The organism is Streptomyces sp. NPDC046859 (genome assembly GCF_040645135.1).
In the GTDB taxonomy this organism is placed as follows: Bacteria; Actinomycetota; Actinomycetes; order Streptomycetales; family Streptomycetaceae; genus Streptomyces.
This window is the reverse complement of sequence record NZ_JBEYXR010000017.1, coordinates 121,699-144,032: the sequence shown is the minus strand read 5'-3', so window position 1 is coordinate 144,032 and position 22,334 is coordinate 121,699. Positions and strand designations below refer to the sequence as shown.

Below are 22,334 nucleotides of genomic sequence, written 5' to 3'. Positions count from 1 at the left end.
AAGGAGACCGCCACCTCCTACGGAGCAGCGGACACACTCACGTCATTCCTGCTCCGGGCAAGATCCGTTTGAAGACGGACCCTAGTTCGGGAGTTCGTCATACGGATCGCGCGGCGCCGGTACTAGTCTCGCCTCGGTGACGCGCAGGTACGGGACCGGGCGTCCGTTCACCGGGTCCTTGATCTGCTGCGGGGTGTACACGCCGGTGACCCGCAGCCAGGTGTCCGGTCGCAGGACCGGCGGGACGTCGCCCGTCAGGGCCAGCTTCACCGGCTGGGCGTCCGCGGCGCAGCAGTTCAGCGTCATGCGGACCAGATACGGCGCTCCGCGCGCGTCCAGCGCGACGAAGCCGGTGATCCGCACCCTCCGGTGGTCCAGCGACCGGCCGTGGTCGTACACCGCGCGGCCCGCGTAGTCGGCCAGGCCGATCGGGAGCGGGTCCGAGGCCGGCAGCCTCGCGTAGCCGTAGGGCTGCTGCAGCGCCGTACCCGCGCGCATCGCGCTGTAGGAGCCCGGCGCCGGCGGCGCCACGAGGATCAGGGCGAGGAGGGGGATCAGCAGCAGTCACGAGACACGTGGTTCGCGGTGCCCGTGGACATGGTCGTGGTCGTCGTCGGGGCGGTGACCGCGCCGCTTCAAGCCGTACCACACCGGCGCCAGCGCTCCGGCGATCAGCACCGCTCCGGCCGCCAGCAGCAGCGGCCGCAGTCCCGCCTTCAGGTACCGCAGATACAGATCCGTGGCCCCGGCGTGCAGGAGGACCGCGCCGACGAGCAACATGATGACCACCTGGGCCTGCCGGTTCACCAGAGCACCGCCCCGGTCAGGACCGCTGCCGCGATCGCCAGCACGAACGTGGCCGGGGCGAAGCGGAGAGCGAAGCCGCGGCCGAAGGTACCGGCCTGCATCGCGAACAGCTTCAGGTCGACCATCGGACCGACCACCAGAAACGCCAGCTTCGCCGTCAGAGAGAACTCCGTCAGCGAGGCCGCCACGAAGGCGTCCGCCTCGGAACAGATCGACAGCAGCACGGCCAGGACCGCCAGTGCCCCCACGGCCGCCAGGGGACTGCCAGCCACGGTGCCCAGCCAGTCCGCCGGGACCACCGCCTTAAGCGTCGCGGCCGCCATCGCGCCCAGCACCAGGAATCCGCCCGCGTGCATCACGTCGTGCCGGACGGAGTCCCAGAACGCAGCGCCCCTGCTCTGCCCCGCCTGCCGCACGCGGGCCGGTGGACGCAGCCAGTCGGTACGGCCGAACCGTTGCCACAACCAGCCCATCGCGCACGCGACGAGCAGGCTGGCCGCGAACCGGGCCGGAACCATCTCCGGATGACGGGGGAACGCCACCGCTGTCGCCGTCAGTACGACCGGGTTGATCGCCGGCGCGGACAGCAGGAACGCGATGGCCGCCGCAGGCGCCACACCGCGCCGCATGAGCGCCCCCGCCACCGGGACCGACGCGCACTCGCAGCCCGGCAGCACCGCACCCGCCATCCCCGCGACCGGCACGGCGAGCCCCGGCCGGCGGGGCAGCGCGCGGGCGAAGAACGAGGAGGGAACGAAGACCGCGAGCGCCGCGGACAGCAAGACGCCCAGCACCAGGAACGGCAGCGCCTGGAGCACCACCGCCACGAACACCGTCATCCAGCTCTGCGCCACCGGAGCGGCGAGCGCCTCGCGGATCGGATCCTGCGCCATGACGGCCCCGAGCAGGACTATGATCATCAGCAGGGAGGAGTCCACGCGCCGGCCTTCACCGGCGCCACGGTCCCCGCGAGCGTGTTCCGGCGCGGTGTCCGCCGGTCCCGGGGCGACGTCCCGCGCCGTTGTCCCCGTGTTCCGGTCGTCCGTCCCTGCGGTGAGGGCTGGTCTCGTGGTGGTCACGGGTGGGACTCCTCCGGCGGCCGTGCTGGATCGGTAGAGCTCCTATGACTACGGCGGCCGCGCGTCGGCCGTTCATCAGGCCGGAGATCGGGTGCGGCGTCCTTCCGCCGCATCCCCGGCCCAACGGCCGCTGTCGCGGACGAATTCAGCCACGGTAGGCTCTGGCGGCCCCACCGCGTACGCGCTCCCGCCACGGTCCTGAGTGCCTGAACGGTCACGGCCCCGCGCATGCCGTGAGTGTGCGAGAGATGTGGGCCGACCGACGAGCGTGGCGTCGGTGAGCAGGCAGGAGTCGAGCATTGTGCGAGCCTGTCGCGGTCGAGGCCGGGAGAGGTGAAGGCGAGGTGCTGGCAGCGGTCGCCGTGCTCTGGATGTCAGTCCAGGGCGGCCGCGGCCCGGCGTACGGGCGGGACCAGGTCCCAGGCGGCGTCGGGCAGTACAGCCAGCCAGGGGCCGGCGCTCTCCACGCACAGGGCTCCGCCGGTGGCGTCCCCGGAGAGGAGGGTGTCGGGGCGATCGGCGAGCCAGAACCGTCCGCGGCTGCGGGCCGCGGCGCAGCAGAGATCCTCCAGTGCCTCGTAGAGGCGCTCCGGGTGGAACGGACGGTGGAGGTGCCAGACGAAGGTGGTGACTCCGGCTTCGTCCGCGTCCTGGGGGAGCAGGGCGCAGGCCGGGTGCTGGGCGGCAGCGGCCGCCTCCACGTCCAGGTCGGCGATGGCCAGTTCAGGTAGGCGACGCTGAGCGCAGACCTCCTGAGTCCTGCTGGTCAGATGTCCGAACTCCTATACGACGCATCTGACCTGCGCAAACGAATCGTTCGAAGATCATCTTGCATGGGCGCTGCACAAGCCGATCAGCCGCAGGAGTCACGCGGCCCTCGTCAAGCGGTGAATAGCGCGACCTGATCGGCCAAGATTGGTTGGTGCCCTTGTCCTTGGTCGGGCGACAGAACCCGGCGTACAGCCCGACTCGTCTGCTGCCACCTGCGGCTTTGCCTGAGAAAGGGCCTCTGACCTGCGTCGGAGGCCCTTTCCGATCTCTCGGGGGCTTGCCGCGTTAGGCGGCAGAAAGTCCCTCGGAAGTCCCTCAGACAGGGCTGAAAGTCCCTGAAAAGTCCCTGGAGCGGAGGTGCGGGCTGGGCCTCTGGGCTGGGCGTTTGCGACAGCCGTCGGAGCAGGACGCTGGAGCCGCAGGAGACTGGGGGTGATTCTTGAGGCGGTGGGATTACGCGGCCTTCGGCGTTGGCCGTCGTGTCGGTCCGCGCGGCCCAAGCGGCGCGGGCTGCGGTGAGCCGGGGGTGTATCGCGCGAAGCTCGTCCAACTGTCCGGCCCCCGTTTCCACCGGGTGGTGTAAGTGTCGGCGGCCACTTCGACCAGAACGTGCGGGACTCGGCCAGCTCCTGACCATCGCCGCGCCCCGGACCAGCCCCTGGTTCCGCCCCCTACCGCCCAACGAACCGGACGGCGGCCAGCTGCGACGAGACCCTTCTTGTCAACTCGCGTCTACCCGCTGCGTTCTGGCTTCGCAACTTCTGGTTCGCATGGGAACCCACTGGGGCAGAGTGGTACCGCGCGCAGGAACGATGCGCGGCCAAAAAAATCTTCAGGGTGGGGGTTGCGGTCGGCGCCTTCCGGTCGACGTACGAGTGATGGACGAGCCTGGGACGGACACCGAAGCTGAAAAGCTGCTACTTGGATGGCGACAGGGGCGGCTCGACGGACTTGAGCTCTATGCGGCGGTCCGCGGCGCCATGTACCAGGCCGCCCGGCTTGGGATTCGCTCGATCACCTCTTCCATTCCAGATCCCCACGACGTCCAGGATGCCGTCTGCGAGGCGTTCGAGCAGTTGCGTATTAAAGATCCCGCTGATGTGTCATCGGTCACCGGGCTGGCGAAGATGATCGCTTACCGACGGGGGCAGGACATCGGCAGGGGAGTCGTGCGTGAGCGCGAAGGGATCAAGAAGTTCCTTGCCGACCGGGTAACTACCGCGGCGGTGGAGTTCCATGACGACGACGTGCGAGCCGCCGAGGAAGACGAACGAGTGGTCGCCCTGGCCGAAAGATGTTTCGGGTTTCTGACCGATGAGCAACGCGATCTCGTCGTAGAGACGATCATGGGAGAGGAGCTCTTGTCCGACTGGGCGTTCCGCAAGGGCAAAACGCACCAAGCAGCGAGTCGGCAGCGAAAGCGCGCCATCGAGGCGATCAGACGCTGCGTCGAATCGAAGCGCAGCGAAGCAGAGGAACCACGGGACGGGAGGTGGCACAGTGACTGACAACGAGGAACTGGATAACCTGAACGACGCGCTTATCGAGGAGTACCTACTGTTCCTACGCGGCCTCGGCCCTCAGCCGGACCTGTCGGATCTACCGCCGAGCCGTCGAGAGACGATCACGGGGCAGTTCGAGATCGTGAAGGCGTTGGCCGATCGACACCCGGAACTCCCACCTCTCGAGCAGGACCCCGTCGCTCGGCGATTGGGCCTGGTGGCGGATGTGTCGTCCGCTCCGTTGCTCATGGCCGCCCAGTCGGCTCTGCGTGCCTCGGGCGGAGAAGTGGACGAACCGCTCAAGGCCTCGCTTGAGGACGTGGCCTTTCGGTTTCGAGGCCGCATCTCGGTGGAATTCTCCCCCGCATGGTCGCCGGATGTACCCGAGGGTATGCGGGCGTTTGCGCAGTGTGCTGTGCTGGCGGAAGCGGTAGCCGTCCTCGTGGGTGATACCGACACGTGGTCGAGCGCACCGGAAGGATTCGGGCGGTTCTTTAACATGTACGCCGATATCTCGGCGATTTGTGTCACTTCTGCTGACGCCGCGCGGGCTGTTGTTCTCTCGCCTGCCGATGTGACGCGTTCCATCAGTCCGGTGCTGGGCTGGCTCGACCCTCACAGCTCGATGTTGCCGGAGCCTCTGGGGCTCGCCATGGGGCGGTTCTTCGAGCGGCGCCTGCCGCGCTGGGACCGGGTCCCCGATTTCGACGTGCTTCCGGATACAGCAGCTCTCGACACCGTGGCGAGGGAGGTGAGTGGGGCACAGATCGCGCAGGCTCTTCGTGCGAAGCCTCGGCTCGAGTACAAGAAGGAAGGCCAGCTTGCACTCGGCAACGTCGACGAGGCGGAACTCGCCGCCCTCGTAGTGAGCGTGCAAACGGGCGGCCTGATGCCAGATGACTTCGTAGATCATCTGGCAGAGATGGCGGAGGCTGCCGCATCGTGATCCGACGCATTCGCTTGAGCCATTGGCGGGCCTACGAAACTTTGAATCTGGAGCTCAGCCGTCCGGTGACTTTCTTCGTCGCTCCGAACGGCGTCGGCAAGACGTCGCTGGTCGAGGCCGTCCGATGGGGTCTGCTCGGCGCGCCCCCGGCTCGCCGGCTCGGCCAGGCGGTCCGCGTCGGCCACGAATCGGCGACGGTGTGCCTGGACTTGGTGCTGGCGGACACCGAGGTGCAGCTGACCAGGTCGATCAAGCGCAGCGGCACCGCTCGCTTCGCTGCGAAGGCCAACGGCATGGCGATCGACGAAGAGGCCTACGCGGAACTCCTGCGCCGTGCTTGGGGTGCTGATCCGGGACTTCTCGACGCGCTGATCTTCGGCGTCGGGGCGAAAGGGGAGGCCACCGGCTTTCCGATCAAGGATCACCTCGCCGATATTTTCGGCATCACACCTATGCTGCAGGCCGCCAAAGCGATCAATACGCGGAGGTCCGAGCTTGCGGCGAAGATCAAGACTCTGCGCGATGACTTGAGCGGGACCGACGAGGCCATCGCATCGATGACCGAGACCGTCTCACGGTTGGATGCGGAACTGTCCGGGATCGCGGATCAGCGACAGGCCGCGGTCGCTCTAGCGCACCGGCTGGAACCGGCAGCAACTTTCGCGCGGGCCTGGAGCGACTACCGGCAGAACGCCCATGCCTTCGACGAGCAGGTAAGGCGACTCGTCGCACGCATGGCCGGTTCCGTCGATCTCGGCGATCAGGATCCGAGGGCTGCGATCGCCAGTAGCGAGCGTGCAGCCTCGAGCGAGCTCGAGTCCAGCCTGGCGGCCACGTCGGCGGCGGAGGTTCGAGCAGCGCGTGCAGCGTCGGCTGCTGAGATCCTTGCGTCCGCCACGGATCAGTGTCCGACCTGCCTTCGCCCACTGACGCCGGCCGAACGTGAGGCTGCGGCCTCCGTGCACGGCGGTGTGGACCACGCCGCGCACGCCGAGATCGAACAGCGTGTGCGCGACACTGCGCGGGCTCGTGGGCGGCTGAGCGCGATTGCCGGGCTCCGCGACGCGCTCAATACGCTACACACGCCGACGGAACCGGTCGGCGACGATCCTGGCGCAGAAGCAGTCACCGAGCTGGCAGAAGCACGTCAACGCGTCGCAGATCTCGCTGAACGCCACGGTGATGCGGCGGCTCGACTCGAAGCGGCTAGGAGCGAGCTGGCGAGACTACGGCAAGCCGCACGAGATCAGTCGACCCTCATCGCGGCCGCGCGTGAAGACATGGTCATGGAGGTCACCGAGAAGACCATCCACCGGCTGGCCGACCGCTACCTGACCGACTACATCGAACCGATCGCGCACGAGGTCGGCCGCCGCTGGAAGCTCGTGTTCGGCACCGACGGTCTGCATTTCAGCGCCGATGGAAACCTCACCATCCCCCACGGGGACGCCACGCTGATGGTGGGCGACCTGAGCGGCGGAGAACGGTCCACCGCTCTGCTCGTGACGCGACTGCTGCTGGCGAGTTCGGTTGCACGTGCCTCGACCGTGTGTTTCGACGAACCGCTCGAGCACCTTGATCCGCGCCGCCGCGCCGCAGTCGCCCAGACCTTGGTGTCGGCCGTCCAAGCGGGCACCGTAGGGCAAATCCTCATCACCACCTACGAAGAACGGCTGGCACGCCGTCTGGCCAGCGCCGCACCGGACGTCGTGGAGTTGACCTACGCCACCACAGATTCGGCCTGAAATCCTCTTGCGTGAAGGGGTTGCGGACGGCCTGCCGCCAACGACTAGGAGGTGAAAGCCCGCATCCGACGGGTCGAACCTTGGAGGCCCCCGAAATGGCAGCCGCAGACAGTCAGACCGAGACAGACCAGACCAAGCACGCCACATTCGTCTTCGAGGTTGACGGCGTGGAATACACCCACGACAAGCCGACAATCACCGGTGCGCAGATCATGGCGATAGCTGGCATCAACCCGGCCGACGGCCTGGTTCAGATCCTGCCGGACGGAACCCGCACCACGATCACGCCCGACGAGACAGTCCACCTCGTGCCCGGCGCACAGTTCAAGCGCCGTCCTCGCTTCAAGCGAGGCTGATCGCATGTCCGTGTCCGACAGGCTCGCCGAACGCCTGGCGCGGGAGGAGGAGCTCCTGCGCCAGGCGTTCCCGAACGCCACCATCGACGCTGAAGCCCTCGTCGTCGCGCTGCGAGACCACCCGCTTCCCGCAGGCTGGTCCCACACCGACACCGACGTCCTGTTCGCCGTCCCCGTGAACTATCCCGCTGGTCAGCCGGACAACATCTGTGCGCGCCCGGACCTGACCCTTGCTGACGGCGCAACGCCCGGCAACAGCCAGGGCATACAGCAGTACGCCGGACGCTCCTGGCTGCAGTTCTCCTACCACATCGACCCGAGCGACTGGCAGCCCCACGTGGACCCCGCACTGGGCAGCAACCTCACGGACTACCTGGCCGGCGCTCTCTCCCGCTTCGAGGAGGCGAGCTGAACCGATGAGCACTCTGAAGTTCACGCGGCCCGAGCATTGGGACCGCATCGAGCAGCATCTGGCCGAAGCGCACGGCGAGCGATTCGCCTTTGCCTTCACCAGGCTGCTGCACAACGGCGAGAGCGGTCCCGTCCTTGAGGTCGTCGATATCGCGCTCATCGGCGACGAGGAGATCGAGCCGAACCACGACGGCTGGTGCTTGGCCGATGTGGCGCTCGATCGCATCCACAACCAGGCGGTCGCCACCGGACAGGGCCTCGTCGAATTCCACAACCACCGGCTGGAGCCACCAAGATTCTCGCCCGTCGATGAGCGCGCGCTCGCCGAAATGTCGCCATACGCGGTCGACCTGCTGAACGGGAGGCCCTACGCAGCCGCCGTGTGGGCGCGAGGAATGGTCCGCGCCGACTGGTGGCGCCCCGGCGCCGAAGCTGACGCCGAGCTCGAACGTAAGCCGTTCGACACGGTCACCGTGCTCGACGACAACATCAAGGTGCTTAACGCGCCAGCTACCACCGATACCCGGTTCGCCCGCCAGACCCCGCTCCTCGGGCCCCGAGCACAAGCGGCCGTCGCCGCCTTGCGCGTGGCGGTCGTCGGCGCCGGAGGCACCGGATCACACGTCGTGCTCGGGCTCGCTTACCTCGGCTTCCGTAATGTCATCGTCCTCGACGACGACCTCGTCGAGACAACCAACCTGAACCGGCTCGTCACTGCCGACCAAGCAGATGTTGGCAGCCCAAAGACGATCGTCACGCGCCGCCGTATGCGCGCGATCGACCCGAGCATCGAGGTTCAGATCTTCCCCGGGCTCACACCCGCTGGCGAACATCCCGAACTGCACGACGTCGACCTGCTCATCTGCTGCGTTGACCACGACGGTCCGCGGCACCGCCTCAACCAGATCGCCATCGACACGCGTACCCCGTTTCTCGACATCGCCACCGGCATCGATGACCATCAGCAGCCTGTCGCGCTCGGCGGCCATGTCTTCTTCAGACTGCCCGGCGCCGCGTGCCTGACCTGCCTGAACGAACTCGACTCGGCAGAGATCTCACGCTGGGCCAAACCGGACCACCAGCAAGCCGTCGACCGCCTGCACGGGTACGGAACCGGCGTCGCCAACCCCTCGGTTGTCTACCTGAACGGGCTGACCGTCCATGCAGCGCTCGCCGAGCTCGGCGCATGGATCTCCGGTGCCCGCGAGCCAGCACGATGGCTCGATATCGACCTGTTCGGGACTCTGAAGTCTCCAGGCACACAGGTCGGACCTCGCCGGATTCCAGAGCGTGTCCCCGGCTGCATCGACTGCGGGTACGACAAGTGAGGGGGCCTCGCGATGGGGGCGAGCAGGGTTTCGTCGCAGTCGGCCGCTGACCGGTTCGTGACGGTGCGATAGGCGGTTGGGGAGCGGAACCAGGACAGGTACGAATTTCCAAGATCATGGCGGTTTCGACGTCCCGTGACCTGCCTGGAACAGCTTCCGGTGCTTAGTGCCGTAGCTCTGCTGCATCGAGCTCCCTCGCGCCCCGTTGCTCGCAGCCTTGTGTCCTGTGCGGTGGTTCGATCAGGCATAGTGCTATTGGCGTGCGTGCACCGCTCTGCAACTGCCGTGAGGCAAGGACGTGCCCAGCCGTCGGGGTCGGCCACCCAGAACTGGCCGCGTCAGAGGCTAGGCCGCAGAAACTCAACCCATGCACGCGTCAGTTCCATCGCTGGAGACGGCAACAGAACGGCGCCGACTCACGCAGGTGAGTCGGCGCCGCACTTGATCTCAGAGATCGATGCGGGCGACCTTGCGGCCCACCTTGAGGTACAGCTCGGCACCTTCAAGTACCCCGACCTCGCTCACGACTGCGCCGAGCGTCTGCTGGACAGAAGCCTCCGTGAGCGCCGTCGGCTGCTGGTCCCCGTTCGACTCGCGGATCAGGCGGAGGCCCTTCTGCTGAGCCACGCGGCGCACGGCGGAGATGCTGGGAGCGAAGTCCAGCGTGCGGCTGACCAGCACCCCGATCGTGTCGTCGGCGTGATCCTTCAGGGCGACGACGGGGAGGTTCTGGGTGTCCCCGAAGGACCGCTTGGAGAAGCGAGCCGTGAACTCCGCACGGGCGGCGGCAGCCGCGTCCAGGCCGTGAAGGGCGGCCACCACCTCGCCGGCGAGGATGCGCTTGACCGCCATCGGGTGCGCAGTTCCCTCCTCCAAGCGCTTGGTGATTACGCGAATCTCGTCGTCCGTCCACTCGGTGAGCAGCTGGAGGTACGACTCGGTCAGGTGGTCGGGGATGGACATCAGCCGGCCGTATACGTCATCGGGCGACGCCGTCAGGCCCACGTAGTTGCCCTTGCTCTTGCTCATCTTGGTGCCCGTGCCGTCGGTGCCCTCGATGAGCGGGGTGGTGATGACGACCTCGGGGGTCTGGTCCGAGATCTCCATGACCTTGCGGCACATCTGGAGGTTCAGCAGCTGGTCCACGCCGCCGAGTTCGACGTCGGCGTCGATGGCCACCGAGTCCCACGCCATGACGACGGAGTAGACGAACTCGGCGACGGACAGTCCGTGGCCCTCGGCGAGCCGGGTGCGGAAGTCCTCGCGCTGGAGCGACATGGAGACCGGCACCCGGGCGAGGACCCCGACGAGCTCCGGCAGGGTGACCTTGTTCAGCCATTCGCCGTTGAAGCGCAGGCTGGCACGCTCGAAGTCGATGAACGGCGTGACCTGCTGCTGGTAGCCGCTCAGGTTGCGGGCGATGTCGTCGTCGGTGAGGGGCGGTCGCTCCGAGGAGCGTCCCGAAGGGTCGCCGATCTTGGCCGTGACGTCACCGATGATGAAGACGACGTGGTGGCCCATCCGCTGGAACCGGCTGGCGATGATGATCGGTACCGCGTGTCCGAGGTGGACATCGGGCGAGGTCGGGTCGATGCCGTACTTCACGACGAACGGCCGTCCCGCCGCCTGCGCGGCCTCGATCTTCTCGGCGAGCACCGCGGCCGAGGGGATCAGGTGATTCGCGCGCCCCTCGACCAGGGCCGCCTGCTCCTGGGGAGAGAGGTCGGAGAGGTCGAGGGAGCGCCTCGTTGTTGTCTCGCCGAGCAGCTGCGCGACCGTATAGTCCGCGCCCAGGTCCGCTCCATCGAGGATGTGCATGACACGGGTGACGGACTCACTCAAACGGCTCATGGCGCCTGTACGCTCCTGGGTCGGACAACTGGCCTGACCAGTAAGGGATTGGAAGCGGCGATTTTAGCATCGCCACCCCCGCCTCATCGTCGGAATGATCACGAATGAGCCTGCCGTTCCTGGTTCGCTGTCAGCCGCACCAGCGGCCGTCCCGCGATCGTGCTGGATAGGGACCTGAGCCACGGCGCTATCGGGCCATGTGCCCGGAGCGTGCCGATGATCATGCCCGGAATCAGGAGCATCGCGGACACGCGCTCCTCTCGCTGCATGGCGGATTCCACCCTGTGGCCGGAAGCGAGCGCCCGGAAATGCCAGGAGATCCTTCTCAGCTGGCGTGTACTCGCCCATGCAGGAGGAATTGCGTACATCGCGCGTAGGCGATCCGAGAGCGCGATGCACACGTCAGCTCGATAGTCCTGCGACACGCCGGGGGTGCTGCGGTCGGTCATGCTGTGGGGGTGGACCCGATAGAAGGTCAATGGGTCGCGGAGCGCAATGCCTCGGCCGGCCTCACGCAACGCGTGGAAGAAGATCTCGTTGTTCGCCGGCAGGAGGCTGAGGGCGGCATCGCGGTGGATCACCAGGGTGCTCGTGTTTCCGCCCGGATGCGGTTCCTTAAGTATTGGGTTCCCGCCGGAGTCGACCACGTTTTCCCAGTGCTCGATGAACAGCGTCCCACCTGTCATCGCCTCGGCGCATGTGCGCAGTTTCGACGGGTGGAACCAGTCGTCGGCGTCGAGCGGGGCCACCCAGTCGCCGGTACTGAGGAGAAAGGCGTCGGTCAGGGACTGACCGAAACCCTGCTGGTTTCTCCGAATGACCTTGACATCGCCTTCGTGACGCAGGCACACCTCCTCAGTTTCGTCACTGGAGCCGTCATCGATGACGATGACTTCGTGAAGGACGAAGTTTCCGGGCTCCTGTTCCAGGCAGCTCGTTATGGCCCGGTCGAGATATCGGCCGTAGTTGTGGCACAGGATCACGCATGAAATGCGCGGAAGGGCGCTCACCGGTCGCCTCCGTACACGCGGGCGTATTGGTCGAGGATCGTCCGGTGCTCGTGAGCCCTGTAGCCGAGGAACTCACGGTCGAGGCGGCGGGGCCTGGAGCCGAGCCGCGCTGCCGCGTTCTCCAGCGAGGTCAGGAACTTCTCTCCGAAGAGACTGGGGTGCCCCTGCGACCAGTCGAACCATTCGGGTTCTTCGACGAGTCCCTTGTGCCGCTCGTACTGCTCGGGCAGGTGACCCGTGAGGGAGCAGATCGGAAGCAGGTTCAGGTCGAAGGCCAGCTCCAGCTGCCCGGAGTGGCTGCCCCAGAGGTACGGCAGCAGCACTGAGTCCGCAGCCAGACCGGCTCTGACCACTTCCTCGTCAGTGGGATACGGGCGCATGGTGAGGCGGATACGGGGATCGCGCCGGGCCGTCTCCAAGAGCAGCGGAGCACGGCCCCCGTCGGTGAAGTCGGCAGGACTGAACGCGCGCAGAAGGATGTGGAGGGTACTGTGCGGATCCGTGATCCCCAAGCTCCAGTTGGCCATGGTGGACAGCTGGTCCCGGCTGGCCCGTGAAGCGCCGAACATGAGGTACCGGACCGCCGAGCTGGTCGCTTCGCGCTCCAGGCTGGCCAGCGACTCTGGGTCTGCTACGTACCCGTGAGGAATGACCGTCGCCGGGGGACGCTCGCCGAGAACCTCGGCGAGCGCTGTGACAGAGCCTTCGGTGAGACAGACCCAGCTGACCTCGGCGGAGTGGAGCATTCGCAGCCGTGCGGTGAAGTCCTCGGCGTTGCCGATCATGGGGCGAGTGTCGTGCGCCGTGAAAACCACGTTGACTCCGTGGTTCAGGCACTCGTCGAGCAGGCGCTCCAGGGTGGAGAGGTCCTCGAAGTCGATGTGGTGCAGGTGGAGGACGTCGAGCCATGTGAGAGGGCCGTGCTTGAGGAGCCAGGCGGCGTCGACCGCTGATGGCACCGCGTCGCCGCTGGGGATCTCGGTCCCGTTCAGGATGTGGAAGTCACGGCTCTGCAGCTTCCACGCGTACGGGGTTCGAGCCGGGAGGTGGACGACACGCATGCCTTCGGACCGGGGAGCCGCTGTCACCGCTGTTCCCTCTCCGTCTTTCCCACTCCGACGAGGAGCAGTTGGGTGGACAGGCCGTTGGAGGCGTCGTCGCTGCGAGTGAGCCCGGCGTAGTGGATCTCGAACCCGGACGCCTTCAGCAGTGCCTGGAACTCGTCGCTCGCCCACTCCCGGACATGGCTGGGGTTGCGGGGCGGACCGGGAGCGTCGTAACCGCTGCGGCACTCGCGCGCCGGCGTGGACAGTACGGCGGCGGCGCTGCCTTCCAGAAGGAGGCCACGGATCAGGGACAGGGTCGGCATCGGATTCACCACATGCTCGATCATGTCGGAGCAGACCACGATGGACCGGCGCACGAGGGCGGGAGCGATGGGCAGCCGCTCGGCCGACTCCAGATCGACTTCGATCCACTCCCCGAAGGGGTGATTGTCACGGCACCACACGAGGTTGTCCCCGAAGTCCACGCCGATGTAGGACCAGGCCGGGTACTCGTCCGCCAGCGAAGCCAGTTTGCCCGCCCGTCCGCAGCCGATGTCGATCACGACGTCGCGGCCGAGTTCCTTGACCTGGGCGGCGGTGTACGGATAGACGTCGGGCTGCCATGTCACGGTGTCGTCCGTCTCGTCGAGGAAGTACTCGACCCGGTCCCGGCTGCGGTAGCCGCTCCTGATGAAGTAGGACTCGGCGCCGCCGATGGGCTGGCGGGAGGTCGCGGTGTTTACGTGCACGAGAGACTCCTTGCTTACTTCGGCCAGTGGGAGAACAGCGAGAGCATCCGCTCGACCAACTGCTCGCGTACGGCGTGCCATTCGGGAAGTCCGGCGCGGCGTGCGGCGGAGACCCGGTCGTACTCCCGACCGTCGACCTCGGGCAGACACGCGTACATCTGGAGCAGCGCCGAGCCGTCGTCGGTGGGCGCGGTGTCGGTGTCCGCCTTGAGCAGGGCTCGGATGTCCTCGGCGCACATGGAGGCGTCGATCCCGGATCCGGGGATGCTCTTGCTCATCTTCGGGAGGCCGCCGAGGCCCGGAATCATCTTGGTGTAGATACCGGAGAGGCGTTCCGTGGGCAGGCCCCAGCGTTCCGCTCCGCGCCGGGCGAGGGCGACGTACTTGTGCTCGTCGACCCCGAGGGAGACGAGGACGTGACGCCCTTCGCGGAGGAGGTGTACGAAGTCCGCGGCCATGAGCAGGGTGGCCTGCTTCATGCCGTAGTTGAGGCGGTCGAAGACCCCGTGGTTGCGGTAGAGACCGGCGAGGTCCTCCTCCGCCCAGTGGAAGTCGTCGTCGTCCAAGTGGCGCGACAGCAGGAACGCGGTGGCCAGGACGTCGGTCTCGCCCTCCTGTCGGCGCAGCACGCCGCGCTCGGCGTCGAACCCGAGGCCCAGGACGAACTCCTCGTACTGGTCGGCAAGTTTCCGCACGGAGTCCAGGGGCGTGCGGCGGGCGTTGTAGGAGTCGAGGTCGCCCAGCACGATCTGGACGTCGAGGCCGCACTGCTGCAGCTTGATCGCGCGTAGCAACTGAAAGAGGGTGCCGGCGTGGGGCGGTCCTCCGAGACCGACCCCGGTGGTGACGATCGCGGGCTGCCCGTCCGCGACCGCCTCCGCGAACCCACGCGCTGCCGCGTGGCACACCCACTTCGTTCGCAGGTCGTCGGGGCTCAACCCCGCGAGGGCGAAGTCGATGGCGCCGAGCCCCAGGCGTTCGTAGCGGTGCTGGTCGATGACGCTCTCGTAGTACGCGGTGTCGAACTTCATGCGATTCCTTCCAACTGTGTCTGCTCGCGGAGGGCGAAGGCCCGGCGGACCAGTGGCTCGAAGCCGTCAACCAGGAGGTCGCCGAGCACCTCGTTACGGGGAGCCGCGACGCTGCCGAGGTCTGCGGTGACCGTTCCGTCGGCGAGGACCCAGACCCGGAACGGGTACTGGTCCTCCGGGGCACGTGTGGGCTGGGCGTAGATCTTCACCCCGTCGACCATGTCGCGTACGTCTTCCACGGCCCGTACGAAGTCGTCCCGATCGAATCCGTAGATCTCCGCCTTGCGCGTGTTCGCGCGGCCGATCGGGCGGTACTGGGAGATCAGCCAGTACTCGACGTCCGTTTGCTGGGTCACTCCGGCGATGAACTGCGCGAGGCGCGGCAGCTCTTTCACGGAGCCGGCCGTGGTGAACGTGTTGAACGCGAGCCGTCGCTGGTCGGCGGTGAGGAACTCGATGTTGGACAGGAACCGTTCGAAGTACCCCTGTCCGCGGAACCAGTTGGCTGTCTCGGCGTTCGGGCCGTCGACTGCCAGGGAATAGATGGTCACGTTGTCGCGGAGGCCGGCGTAACGGTCGCTCAGAAGCAGCCCGTTGGTGTGGAGGTTGGTCTCGAAGCCGACTTCGGTGGCGTGCTGGAGGGCGACTTCCAGGTGGTTGTCGTACGGCATTACGGGGTCGCCGCCGGTGAAGACGCACCGGTGAGCCTCGGACTCGGAACGGACCCGGTCGATGACACGGCGGACCGTGTCCGCATCGGTGCTGACCCTGTTGCGCTCGCGGTAGCAGAAGCGGCACACGCCCGGTGAGGTGCTGGTCGGTGCGAGATCCCAGGCGTTGCAGTCGGTGTTGAGGACCAGGTGGACGATCGCGAGTTCGTCGTGCGTCAGCATGGTGCCTTCTCCTCGATGCCGGTGCTGATCAGGAGGGCTGTCGGGGATACAGGGCGCAGGAGCGAGTTGAGCTGGTGCGGGGCGCCGCCCGTGAGCCGTACGAACTGCTGGAGCGTGTCCAGACCCGCGCCCGCGTCGATGATGGTGAGGGCCTTGTCGATGCCGGACTGGATGGTGGGGACCACCTCGGACATCACCATGAGCAGGGCCGCGTTGAGGGCGACGGCGCTCCGCGCCTGACTGGTGTCCCGGCCGGCCAGCACGAGGATCGCGGCGGCGACGTTTTCCCGAGGGTCCTCGCACTGGGTGACGGACGTGAGGTCCTGCGGCATCGAGGCCGCGCCCTTGCGTACCTCGTCGTTGAACGCCAGGTCCTCCTCGCCCGCCCTGATGCGGCAGGCCCGCACGGTGCTTCCGGGGATCAGCTCGTCGACCTGGACCGTCTGGCCGACGCTGGAGTTGATGACCGCCACGTCCGGCAGGCCGAGGCGGGAGAGCAGCCGGGCGGAAGCGCCGACCGCGGGGTGCGAGAGGCCGTACACATAGGCGGGGCATCTGACCGGGCTGAGGAGGGCGGGGAACGCCAGGCTGAGGGCGTGCACGGCCTGGAACCTGCCTCCGTAGCGGCGGTCGAACTCCGGCACGCGGTTCTCGATGGAGAAGAACCCGAAGCCGACCTCCGCCGTGATGTCGACCATCTCCTGGTGCGGCACCGTGTCGCTCGTCGCCCCCACGAGGTCGATGAAGTCGCGGGATCCGGTCTTCGACGACGCACTGCGGGATCCGAGTTTCGCGACGTGTGCTCCCCCGGTGGCCGCCACCAGCGCGGCGGCGGTACTCAGGTTGATCGTCTTGAAGGTCTTCTTCCCGCTGCCCGTGTAGCCGACGAACCGCATGCCCTCCGGCGGCTGGTGAAAGTCCCAGCTGCTGCGGTCCAAGGCCGTCGCGGCTCGGACCGCGGCCTCGACCTCCTCCAGTCTCGGTCCCCGCAGGAGCAGTCCCGTCAGGACGCTCCCCAGCATCACGTCGCGAGTGTGACCTTCCGGTAAGGCGAGGATGCGCGCGATTCCCTCCTGGACGTCCTGGGGTGAGATGTCGGCCGGCGAGTTGATCTTTTGGGCCAGCAATGGCGTTGCGAAACCCACGGCGTGGGCTCCTTTCCATCAGGTGTCGGAAGTGAGTAGGACCTTGAAGGGGCGGTGGCGGGCTCCGTTGTTCAGGGCAGCCAGTCCCTGTGGCAGTTCGCTGAGGGGGAATCGGTCCCGGGTCATCAGGGAGGCCCAGTCGCCGCCCTTTGCGATGAGGTCGATGGCGTCCCGAAAGTCGTCGTGGCCGTCAGCGCGGCAGTACGAGAAGGAGCCGCGCAGCGTGATTGAGCGGCGGAAGACATCCCGTAGGGGGACCGAGAGGACGACGCGGGGCGCGTAGGCGTTCTGGACGAGGACCGTTCCGCCGTCACGAACGGCCTTGAGGGCCTGGCGTATCGGGGCGTCACTGTGACCAGACGCGGCGTCCACGACGACGTCGCATGCTGGCAGCTCCGCGGAGTGGAGTGTGATGTGCTGGTCGAGGACGTACCGGAGCTGCTGCGACCGTGAGGGTTCCCTGACCATCACGTGGACGTCCCACCCGGCCCGCGCAGCGCAGACAGCCGTGCATACGGCAAGCACGCCGCCCCCGATGATGCCGAGCCGCCCGAGAGGCACCGGGAGCCCACAGCGGACTCCGTGCAAAGCCACCGCCATCGGATCGGAAAGGACTCCATGCGCGGGATCGTGCAGGTGAGGAAGGGGGATGATGCTGTCGCGTGGCACCCTCACGGAGCTGGCAAGACCTCCGGGAAGATCCCACCCGATACGCCGGAGGCTTGAGCAGAGGTGCACGTGGCCGCGGTCGCAGTAGTGGCACGAGCGGCAGGAGACCAGCGGGTCGATCGCGACCCAGCCGCCCGTCTCCATGTCGACGCCGACGATCTCGTGACCGGGGTACCACGGTTCCGGCAATCGCCCTTGCCACGGGTGATTGAGCTTCGCGACGTCGCTTCCGCACAATCCCGTGTAGCGCGTCTCGATGAGCGTCGTGTCGAGCGCCGGGGGCATGCCGACCGGAGCGGGGAGTCGGCCGAGGACGCCGTTCTCAACTGCCCATGCGTACGGGCCGCTCATCGCTTCCCCCAGTCGTCCAGCAAGGAGGGGAGAGCTTCCACGTCGGGTATCGCCCTGCCGGACCAAGCGGTCTCGCCGAACACGAGGCTGCTCGGCCCGCCCCGACGCTCCACGCGCACCGCACGCATCCCGGCCCGCTCCGCGCCGGCCAGCTCGTCACCGCCGCCATCGCCGCAGTAGAGGGCCTGACGAGGGGCGACACCGACTTCTCGGAGGACTGCCTGGAAGAGCTGGCTGTCGGGCTTTGTCGCACCTGCCCGGCAGCTGAACACGACAGCCTCGAAGTGGGGCGCGAGATCGCTGCGGCTCCACGCCTCGGCGATGTCCGGGGACGCGTCGCTGAGGATGGCCAGCTTGGCACCACCGCGCCGAAGCTGCTCCAACGCCTGCAGAAGGGTTGAGTCGGCCTGGAGACGGACGTGGGCGAGCCGCGCCAGGACCATCTCCAGCTCATTCACACAGGCCGCGGAGGCATCGCAGCGGGTGACGAGGTGAGCCGCGACCTCGGCAGTGGACGCCAACTGCCCGTTGTGCCTCGCCTGCCAACTGTCGGCCAGCTCCGACTCGGCCACTGCCGGGGATACGCGCAGGATCGCGGCGAGTTGGACAGCGGCAGCCCTCCGTTCGACGATGCTCGGGGCTGCGACGAGCGTGCCGAAGAGATCGAGTACCACCGCGGCCGGGCGCGGTGCCCGAACAGCCGAACTCCGCTGGGTTGAAGTGCCAAGCAGCACGTCGCCCACTGGGTGTGTGGCGGTCGAGGACAGACTCGTCGACAAGGAGGTGCACGTCGGCGGATAGCGCATGGGGAGGCTCCATCATTAGATCGGTGCTCTCGTGCAGAGCCGGTCTCTCCGGCCGGCTGGACACCTACGAGACGACGACGCCTTGTCGCGTGGTCGATAGACGAGGAAGAAGGGTTTGACTGCCACCAGGCCGAGCAAGCCATGCCAGGCCTCGGGGGCCGGCGATGCCGCCAGCGAACTCACAGCCTCAGCCCCGACAGCAGGCCCGCAACCGATGCCGTGACGTCCTTCACGAACGGGCCGATGTTCTGCGTCCCGGCGAGATACAGGCCGAAGACCGAACACACCACGGCATGACCCACCTTGAGCCCGCCTCCGCGGCACAAGAAGACGATCACAATGCCGAGGATCAGCAGGACAGCAACATCGACAGTCACCGCGGAGACCCCTCCGATCTCGTACGGACTCTGGAGACCGAAGCGGGTATGCGACGACCGCGTCGGTGTGACCATGACAGCGGTACGGAGGGGCGCGGAGTATCACGTGCTGTTGCCGGGACTGCTCATCATCGGCTCATGGCCGGTTGGTCTGACTTTTCAACATCCGCTTACACACGCGCTCATGAGAGGCTGGCCTAGGCTCCGGATCATGACCAGGGATGGGCAGGCGGTAGGCGCAGTGGGCAAGAGTCGCCAGGGATGGCGCCCGGACAGGTTGAGACAGCAACGCGAAGCCCACGGCCTGACGCTTGAGGGCGCGGGCGAGCAACTGCGTGAGGTGGCCCGCGCCGCGGGGCTCGCGGTGCCGGCCGCCAACTTCCAGACGCTGTGGCAGCACGAGCAGGGTGAGGTCTATCCCGGACCGCACTACCGTCGCGCGTATTGCCTGCTGTACCGCGCCACCGAGCCTGAGCTCGGCTTTCGCAACGCTCTGCCCGACGAGGCCAGGAAGCTCCAGTTCACCGCGTCGAGCGAACCGCACAACGGAGCCCACGTGCTGGCTGTGGAGCGCGCGTTGCTCCAACTCGCGCCCGGCACGGAGGACACGGATGGGCAGGGCGTACAGCAGCGAATCCTCGACGCCTGGAAACGCCGTCACACCGGCGGCGACCCGAACAAGCCGACCCTGATGATGGTCGGAGGCTACGCGGGCAGCGGGAAATCAGAGTTCGCCCGCTTCATATCGCAGCTCACTGGCTGGCCCGTCCTCGACAAGGACCCGATCACGCGCCCCCTCGTTGAGCGCCTCCTCGTAGAGATGGGCAGCGAACCGAACGACCGGCACACCGACCTCTACCGGGAGAAAGTCCGTCCGCTGGAGTACCAGTGCCTGCTGGAGACCGCATACGCGAACATCGACTGCGCGATCAGCACCGTACTCTCCGCGCCGTTCATCGCCGAGGCCACAGATCGTCGGTGGATGAGGCGCCTGATCAACCGTTGCGAAGCGCGTGGCGTAACCGTCACTGTCGTCTGGATCCAGTGCGACCTCGACACGATGCATGAGTACATCAGTTTCCGGTCCGCCGCCAGGGACAGCTGGAAACTCCAGAATTGGGACGTGTACGCCGCCGGGATCGATCTCGAACTGCGGCCCGTCGTACCGTACTTGGTTGTCGACAATCGGCTCGGCGCCGCGATTTCACTCACGGATCAGGTACGTCAGGTCTTCGGGACGGTGTTCCCGTGAGGCATGGCATCCTGCTGTACGGGCCGCCGGCGGCAGGCAAGGACACGATCACGGCGGCACTCACCGAACTCGACGGGCGGTATGTGCCGTTTACCCGGCTGAAGATCGGGAGCGGGAAGACCAAGGGCTACCGGATGGGCACGCCTGTGCAGCTGGCCGCTCTGGAGGCACGCGGCGACGTCATCTACCGCAACGACCGGTACGGCAACGTTTACGTCGTCGACCGGCCCGGCCTCGAACAGGCCATGGAAGGCGGCAGAATCCCCGTCGTCCACCTCGGTCAGATGGTGGGGATGGAGCAGGTTGCCGCCGTCTTCCCGGCGCACTGGGTACGCGTTCTGCTGTGGTGCTCCAAGGAGACCACCGCCCTGCGCTCACCGCAGCGGGGCGACACCGACACGGCGGCTCGGCTGGCCGCGTGGGACGCCACCCAGGCCGACCTTGCGGTACGCCCGCGGGCTCAGTGGGAGCTGCGCGTGGACACGGATATGACGGCAGCCAGTGAAGCCGCAAGGAAGATCGACGACATCGTCCGCACCGCATCACCTCGCCCCTGACGGCCAGGACGTCAGCGATCCAGCGGATGCAACCTGCTCAAGTCTGGTCGTCCAGGACTCGCTCACCGCGCAGGGCTTCAAGTGCCCCGGCGATACCCAGTCGCTCGTCTCTGTTGCCGTCCCACCGGGCGAGCGTCGTGGCAGCGGCATGCATGAGGGAGTCCGGCAGCCCCGCGTCGGCGAGAAGTGCCGCCGCGTCCTCAAGCTCTGGTCCCCAACGCCAGGCGCGAGCAGCCGTCTTGGGGATGTAGTCCGTCTCCACGAGGTAGCTACGGGTGCGCTTCGCTGCGATCACCAGCAGCTCGTCCTCGACACCGTACGACTCGGCCGCTCCGTACGCCACGGCGGCCAGTACGCGGGAGACCTTCTGGTAACTGGAGTACGCGAGCTTGAGTGCGGAGGCTTGCCCGATTTTGCCGCCCAGGACGTGGGTCCGCACATCGGTTCCGGCGAAGAGTTCGACGATCCGGTCGACCTGCTTGCCGGGGCCGGACAGATAGAGCACCGGAATCTTGCCGCCCACTGGAGGAGATCCGACCACCGCGGCATCGATGACCGTCATCGGGGCCAAACGGTCGGCGATGCGCTGCACACGCGACGGCGTGACGGCGTTCGCTTCGACATAGATCGTTCCCGTGCCAACCACGCCGAGCTCGGCCACCTGACCGGCAGTCTCCTCCGCGGCGGCCGGTGGGCACAGGGAGAGCAGCACGTCGGAGCGGGAGACGAGCTCGGGCAGTGCCTCGGGTTCGAGGCCCACGCGCTCGGCCCGGCGGCGGGTTGCGTCACTGCGTCCGTCGGGGCACCACAGCACGATGTGGCCGCGGGCGCGCAGTTGCGCGCCGAAGGCGGATCCCATGCTGCCGGGGTGCAGCAACCCGATGGTGTCCGTCATGCCGTGGTCCTCGCGTGGTCGGCGGCGGCGTGCAGAAGAAGGAAATCGATGGCGGCGCGGGCATGCGGCACCATGTGGTCCGGCCCGGGATCGTCCGCTGGCCAAGAGCCGTCGCTACCGATCCAGATGGTGCGCAGCCCTGCTGAGCGTCCGCCGCCGATGTCGTTGACCGGGTTGTCGCCGACCATCCAGCCGCCGTCACCTAGTACGCTGCCGCAACGGGCTGCGGCCAAGGCGAAGTGCCGGGGCTGCGGCTTGCGCGCGTCGGCCTCCTCGGAGACGAAGACGCCGTCCACACGCTCGGAGATACCGGTGGCCCGCAGCTTGGCGCGCTGGACGTCGATCGCACCGTTGGTCGCCACGCCCACTCGCCAGCCCGCCGCACGCAGCTCGTCCAAGCCGTCGAGGACCTCGGCCGGGCACGACACCATGTCCGCAATGTCTGCGCAGTACGCGCCCCACAGCTCCACGGTCGACATGGACAGCCGGTACCGGGTGCGGATCGAGTCAAAGGTGGACGGATAGGCCCGCTCGGCCACCATGCCTAGCACGTACGCCTGCTCCTTGCCCTCCAGACCGTGCCGGGTGGTGAACTCGGCGGCCCAGTCGGCGAGGGTTCCCCGCCGGTCCACGAGTGTGTTGTCGAGGTCGAAGAGAACAAGAGGGCGCTGCACATCCCGCAGCCTAATGCGCGGGCTCGCCGTAAGGCCGGACGGCCTCGTCGACCATGAGCCGGATGCGGCCGCCCGGCCCGCCG

General features: G+C 67.3%; 21 protein-coding genes and 2 pseudogenes. 8 read left to right on the top strand and 15 right to left on the bottom strand.

Annotation, left to right across the window (positions count from 1 at the left end; translation table 11 throughout):
- Window positions 1–81: 81 nt before the first annotated feature.
- The 3 genes and pseudogenes from ABZ899_RS24740 to ABZ899_RS24730 all read right to left on the bottom strand — a co-directional run.
- A pseudogene (locus tag ABZ899_RS24740) lies at window positions 82–807 on the bottom strand (TIGR03943 family protein).
- Window positions 804–1,745, bottom strand: coding sequence for a permease (locus ABZ899_RS24735; protein WP_361350009.1), 942 nt, complete (start codon window positions 1,743–1,745; stop codon window positions 804–806). Before ABZ899_RS24735 ends, ABZ899_RS24740 begins: the two are co-directional and overlap by 4 nt.
- 411 nt (window positions 1,746–2,156) lie before the next feature.
- Window positions 2,157–2,590, bottom strand: a pseudogene (locus tag ABZ899_RS24730) (GTP-binding protein); the annotation flags it as partial.
- 945 nt (window positions 2,591–3,535) lie between these two features.
- Between ABZ899_RS24730 and ABZ899_RS24725 the strand changes: the two are divergent.
- The 6 genes from ABZ899_RS24725 (at window position 3,536) to ABZ899_RS24700 (ending at window position 8,945) form a co-directional block, all read left to right on the top strand.
- A complete protein-coding gene (locus ABZ899_RS24725) occupies window positions 3,536–4,165 on the top strand; it encodes a hypothetical protein (protein ID WP_361350007.1) in 630 nt (209 codons plus the stop codon).
- Window positions 4,158–5,105 (top strand): hypothetical protein, encoded by a 948-nt coding sequence (locus ABZ899_RS24720; protein WP_361350005.1) that lies wholly within the window; start codon window positions 4,158–4,160, stop codon window positions 5,103–5,105. Before ABZ899_RS24725 ends, ABZ899_RS24720 begins: the two co-directional genes overlap by 8 nt.
- Window positions 5,102–6,850 (top strand): AAA family ATPase, encoded by a 1,749-nt coding sequence (locus ABZ899_RS24715; protein WP_361350003.1) that lies wholly within the window; start codon window positions 5,102–5,104, stop codon window positions 6,848–6,850. Before ABZ899_RS24720 ends, ABZ899_RS24715 begins: the two co-directional genes overlap by 4 nt.
- Before the next feature lie 95 nt (window positions 6,851–6,945).
- Window positions 6,946–7,206: a multiubiquitin domain-containing protein gene (locus ABZ899_RS24710; protein ID WP_361350001.1), complete on the top strand. Its 261-nt coding sequence runs from the start codon at window positions 6,946–6,948 to the stop codon at window positions 7,204–7,206.
- A gap of 4 nt (window positions 7,207–7,210) precedes the next feature.
- Entirely contained in the window at window positions 7,211–7,618 is a 408-nt protein-coding gene (locus tag ABZ899_RS24705; protein ID WP_361349999.1) for an E2/UBC family protein, read from the top strand.
- Between the two features lie 4 nt (window positions 7,619–7,622).
- Window positions 7,623–8,945 carry a ThiF family adenylyltransferase gene (locus tag ABZ899_RS24700; protein WP_361349997.1) on the top strand — a complete coding sequence of 441 codons (1,323 nt, stop codon included), beginning with the start codon at window positions 7,623–7,625 and terminating at the stop codon, window positions 8,943–8,945.
- A gap of 447 nt (window positions 8,946–9,392) precedes the next feature.
- Here the strand turns inward: ABZ899_RS24700 and tyrS are convergent, their stop codons facing one another.
- The 10 genes from tyrS to ABZ899_RS24650 form a co-directional block, all read right to left on the bottom strand.
- Window positions 9,393–10,796 carry a tyrosine--tRNA ligase gene (tyrS, locus tag ABZ899_RS24695; protein ID WP_361349995.1) on the bottom strand — a complete coding sequence of 468 codons (1,404 nt, stop codon included), beginning with the start codon at window positions 10,794–10,796 and terminating at the stop codon, window positions 9,393–9,395.
- Window positions 10,797–10,894: 98 nt separating this feature from the next.
- Window positions 10,895–11,806, bottom strand: coding sequence for a glycosyltransferase family 2 protein (locus tag ABZ899_RS24690; RefSeq protein WP_361349993.1), 912 nt, complete (start codon window positions 11,804–11,806; stop codon window positions 10,895–10,897).
- Window positions 11,803–12,894, bottom strand: coding sequence for a hypothetical protein (locus ABZ899_RS24685; protein ID WP_361349991.1), 1,092 nt, complete (start codon window positions 12,892–12,894; stop codon window positions 11,803–11,805). Before ABZ899_RS24685 ends, ABZ899_RS24690 begins: the two co-directional genes overlap by 4 nt.
- Window positions 12,891–13,601 carry a methyltransferase domain-containing protein gene (locus ABZ899_RS24680; protein WP_361349989.1) on the bottom strand — a complete coding sequence of 237 codons (711 nt, stop codon included), beginning with the start codon at window positions 13,599–13,601 and terminating at the stop codon, window positions 12,891–12,893. The genes ABZ899_RS24685 and ABZ899_RS24680 overlap by 4 nt, the downstream gene beginning before the upstream one ends.
- A gap of 14 nt (window positions 13,602–13,615) precedes the next feature.
- On the bottom strand, window positions 13,616–14,632 hold the full coding sequence (locus ABZ899_RS24675) for a hypothetical protein (RefSeq protein WP_361349987.1): 1,017 nt from the start codon (window positions 14,630–14,632) through the stop codon (window positions 13,616–13,618).
- On the bottom strand, window positions 14,629–15,525 hold the full coding sequence (locus tag ABZ899_RS24670) for a radical SAM protein (RefSeq protein ID WP_361349985.1): 897 nt from the start codon (window positions 15,523–15,525) through the stop codon (window positions 14,629–14,631). The genes ABZ899_RS24675 and ABZ899_RS24670 overlap by 4 nt, the downstream gene beginning before the upstream one ends.
- A complete protein-coding gene (locus ABZ899_RS24665) occupies window positions 15,519–16,670 on the bottom strand; it encodes a hypothetical protein (RefSeq protein WP_361349983.1) in 1,152 nt (383 codons plus the stop codon). The genes ABZ899_RS24670 and ABZ899_RS24665 overlap by 7 nt, the downstream gene beginning before the upstream one ends.
- Window positions 16,671–16,688: 18 nt before the next feature.
- Window positions 16,689–17,690, bottom strand: a complete 1,002-nt coding sequence (locus ABZ899_RS24660; protein WP_361349981.1) for an alcohol dehydrogenase catalytic domain-containing protein — start codon at window positions 17,688–17,690, stop codon at window positions 16,689–16,691.
- Window positions 17,687–18,496: an HAD family hydrolase gene (locus ABZ899_RS24655; RefSeq protein ID WP_361349980.1), complete on the bottom strand. Its 810-nt coding sequence runs from the start codon at window positions 18,494–18,496 to the stop codon at window positions 17,687–17,689. The genes ABZ899_RS24660 and ABZ899_RS24655 overlap by 4 nt, the downstream gene beginning before the upstream one ends.
- Window positions 18,497–18,675: 179 nt before the next feature.
- Window positions 18,676–18,873, bottom strand: a complete 198-nt coding sequence (locus ABZ899_RS24650; protein WP_361349978.1) for a hypothetical protein — start codon at window positions 18,871–18,873, stop codon at window positions 18,676–18,678.
- A gap of 211 nt (window positions 18,874–19,084) precedes the next feature.
- Here ABZ899_RS24650 and ABZ899_RS24645 point away from each other — a divergent pair, with 211 nt between their 5' ends.
- Both ABZ899_RS24645 and ABZ899_RS24640 read left to right on the top strand, forming a co-directional pair.
- Window positions 19,085–20,125 (top strand): AAA family ATPase, encoded by a 1,041-nt coding sequence (locus tag ABZ899_RS24645; RefSeq protein WP_361349976.1) that lies wholly within the window; start codon window positions 19,085–19,087, stop codon window positions 20,123–20,125.
- Window positions 20,122–20,682 (top strand): guanylate kinase, encoded by a 561-nt coding sequence (locus tag ABZ899_RS24640; protein ID WP_361349974.1) that lies wholly within the window; start codon window positions 20,122–20,124, stop codon window positions 20,680–20,682. The genes ABZ899_RS24645 and ABZ899_RS24640 overlap by 4 nt, the downstream gene beginning before the upstream one ends.
- Window positions 20,683–20,719: 37 nt before the next feature.
- On the opposite strand, the gene ABZ899_RS24635 is transcribed toward ABZ899_RS24640, so the two are convergent.
- Both ABZ899_RS24635 and ABZ899_RS24630 read right to left on the bottom strand, forming a co-directional pair.
- Window positions 20,720–21,577 carry a DUF1932 domain-containing protein gene (locus ABZ899_RS24635; protein WP_361349972.1) on the bottom strand — a complete coding sequence of 286 codons (858 nt, stop codon included), beginning with the start codon at window positions 21,575–21,577 and terminating at the stop codon, window positions 20,720–20,722.
- The gene (locus tag ABZ899_RS24630; RefSeq protein WP_361349970.1) at window positions 21,574–22,251 is read right to left on the bottom strand and encodes an HAD-IA family hydrolase; all 678 of its coding nucleotides are present in this window, start codon (window positions 22,249–22,251) and stop codon (window positions 21,574–21,576) included. Before ABZ899_RS24630 ends, ABZ899_RS24635 begins: the two co-directional genes overlap by 4 nt.
- Window positions 22,252–22,334: the final 83 nt, after the last annotated feature.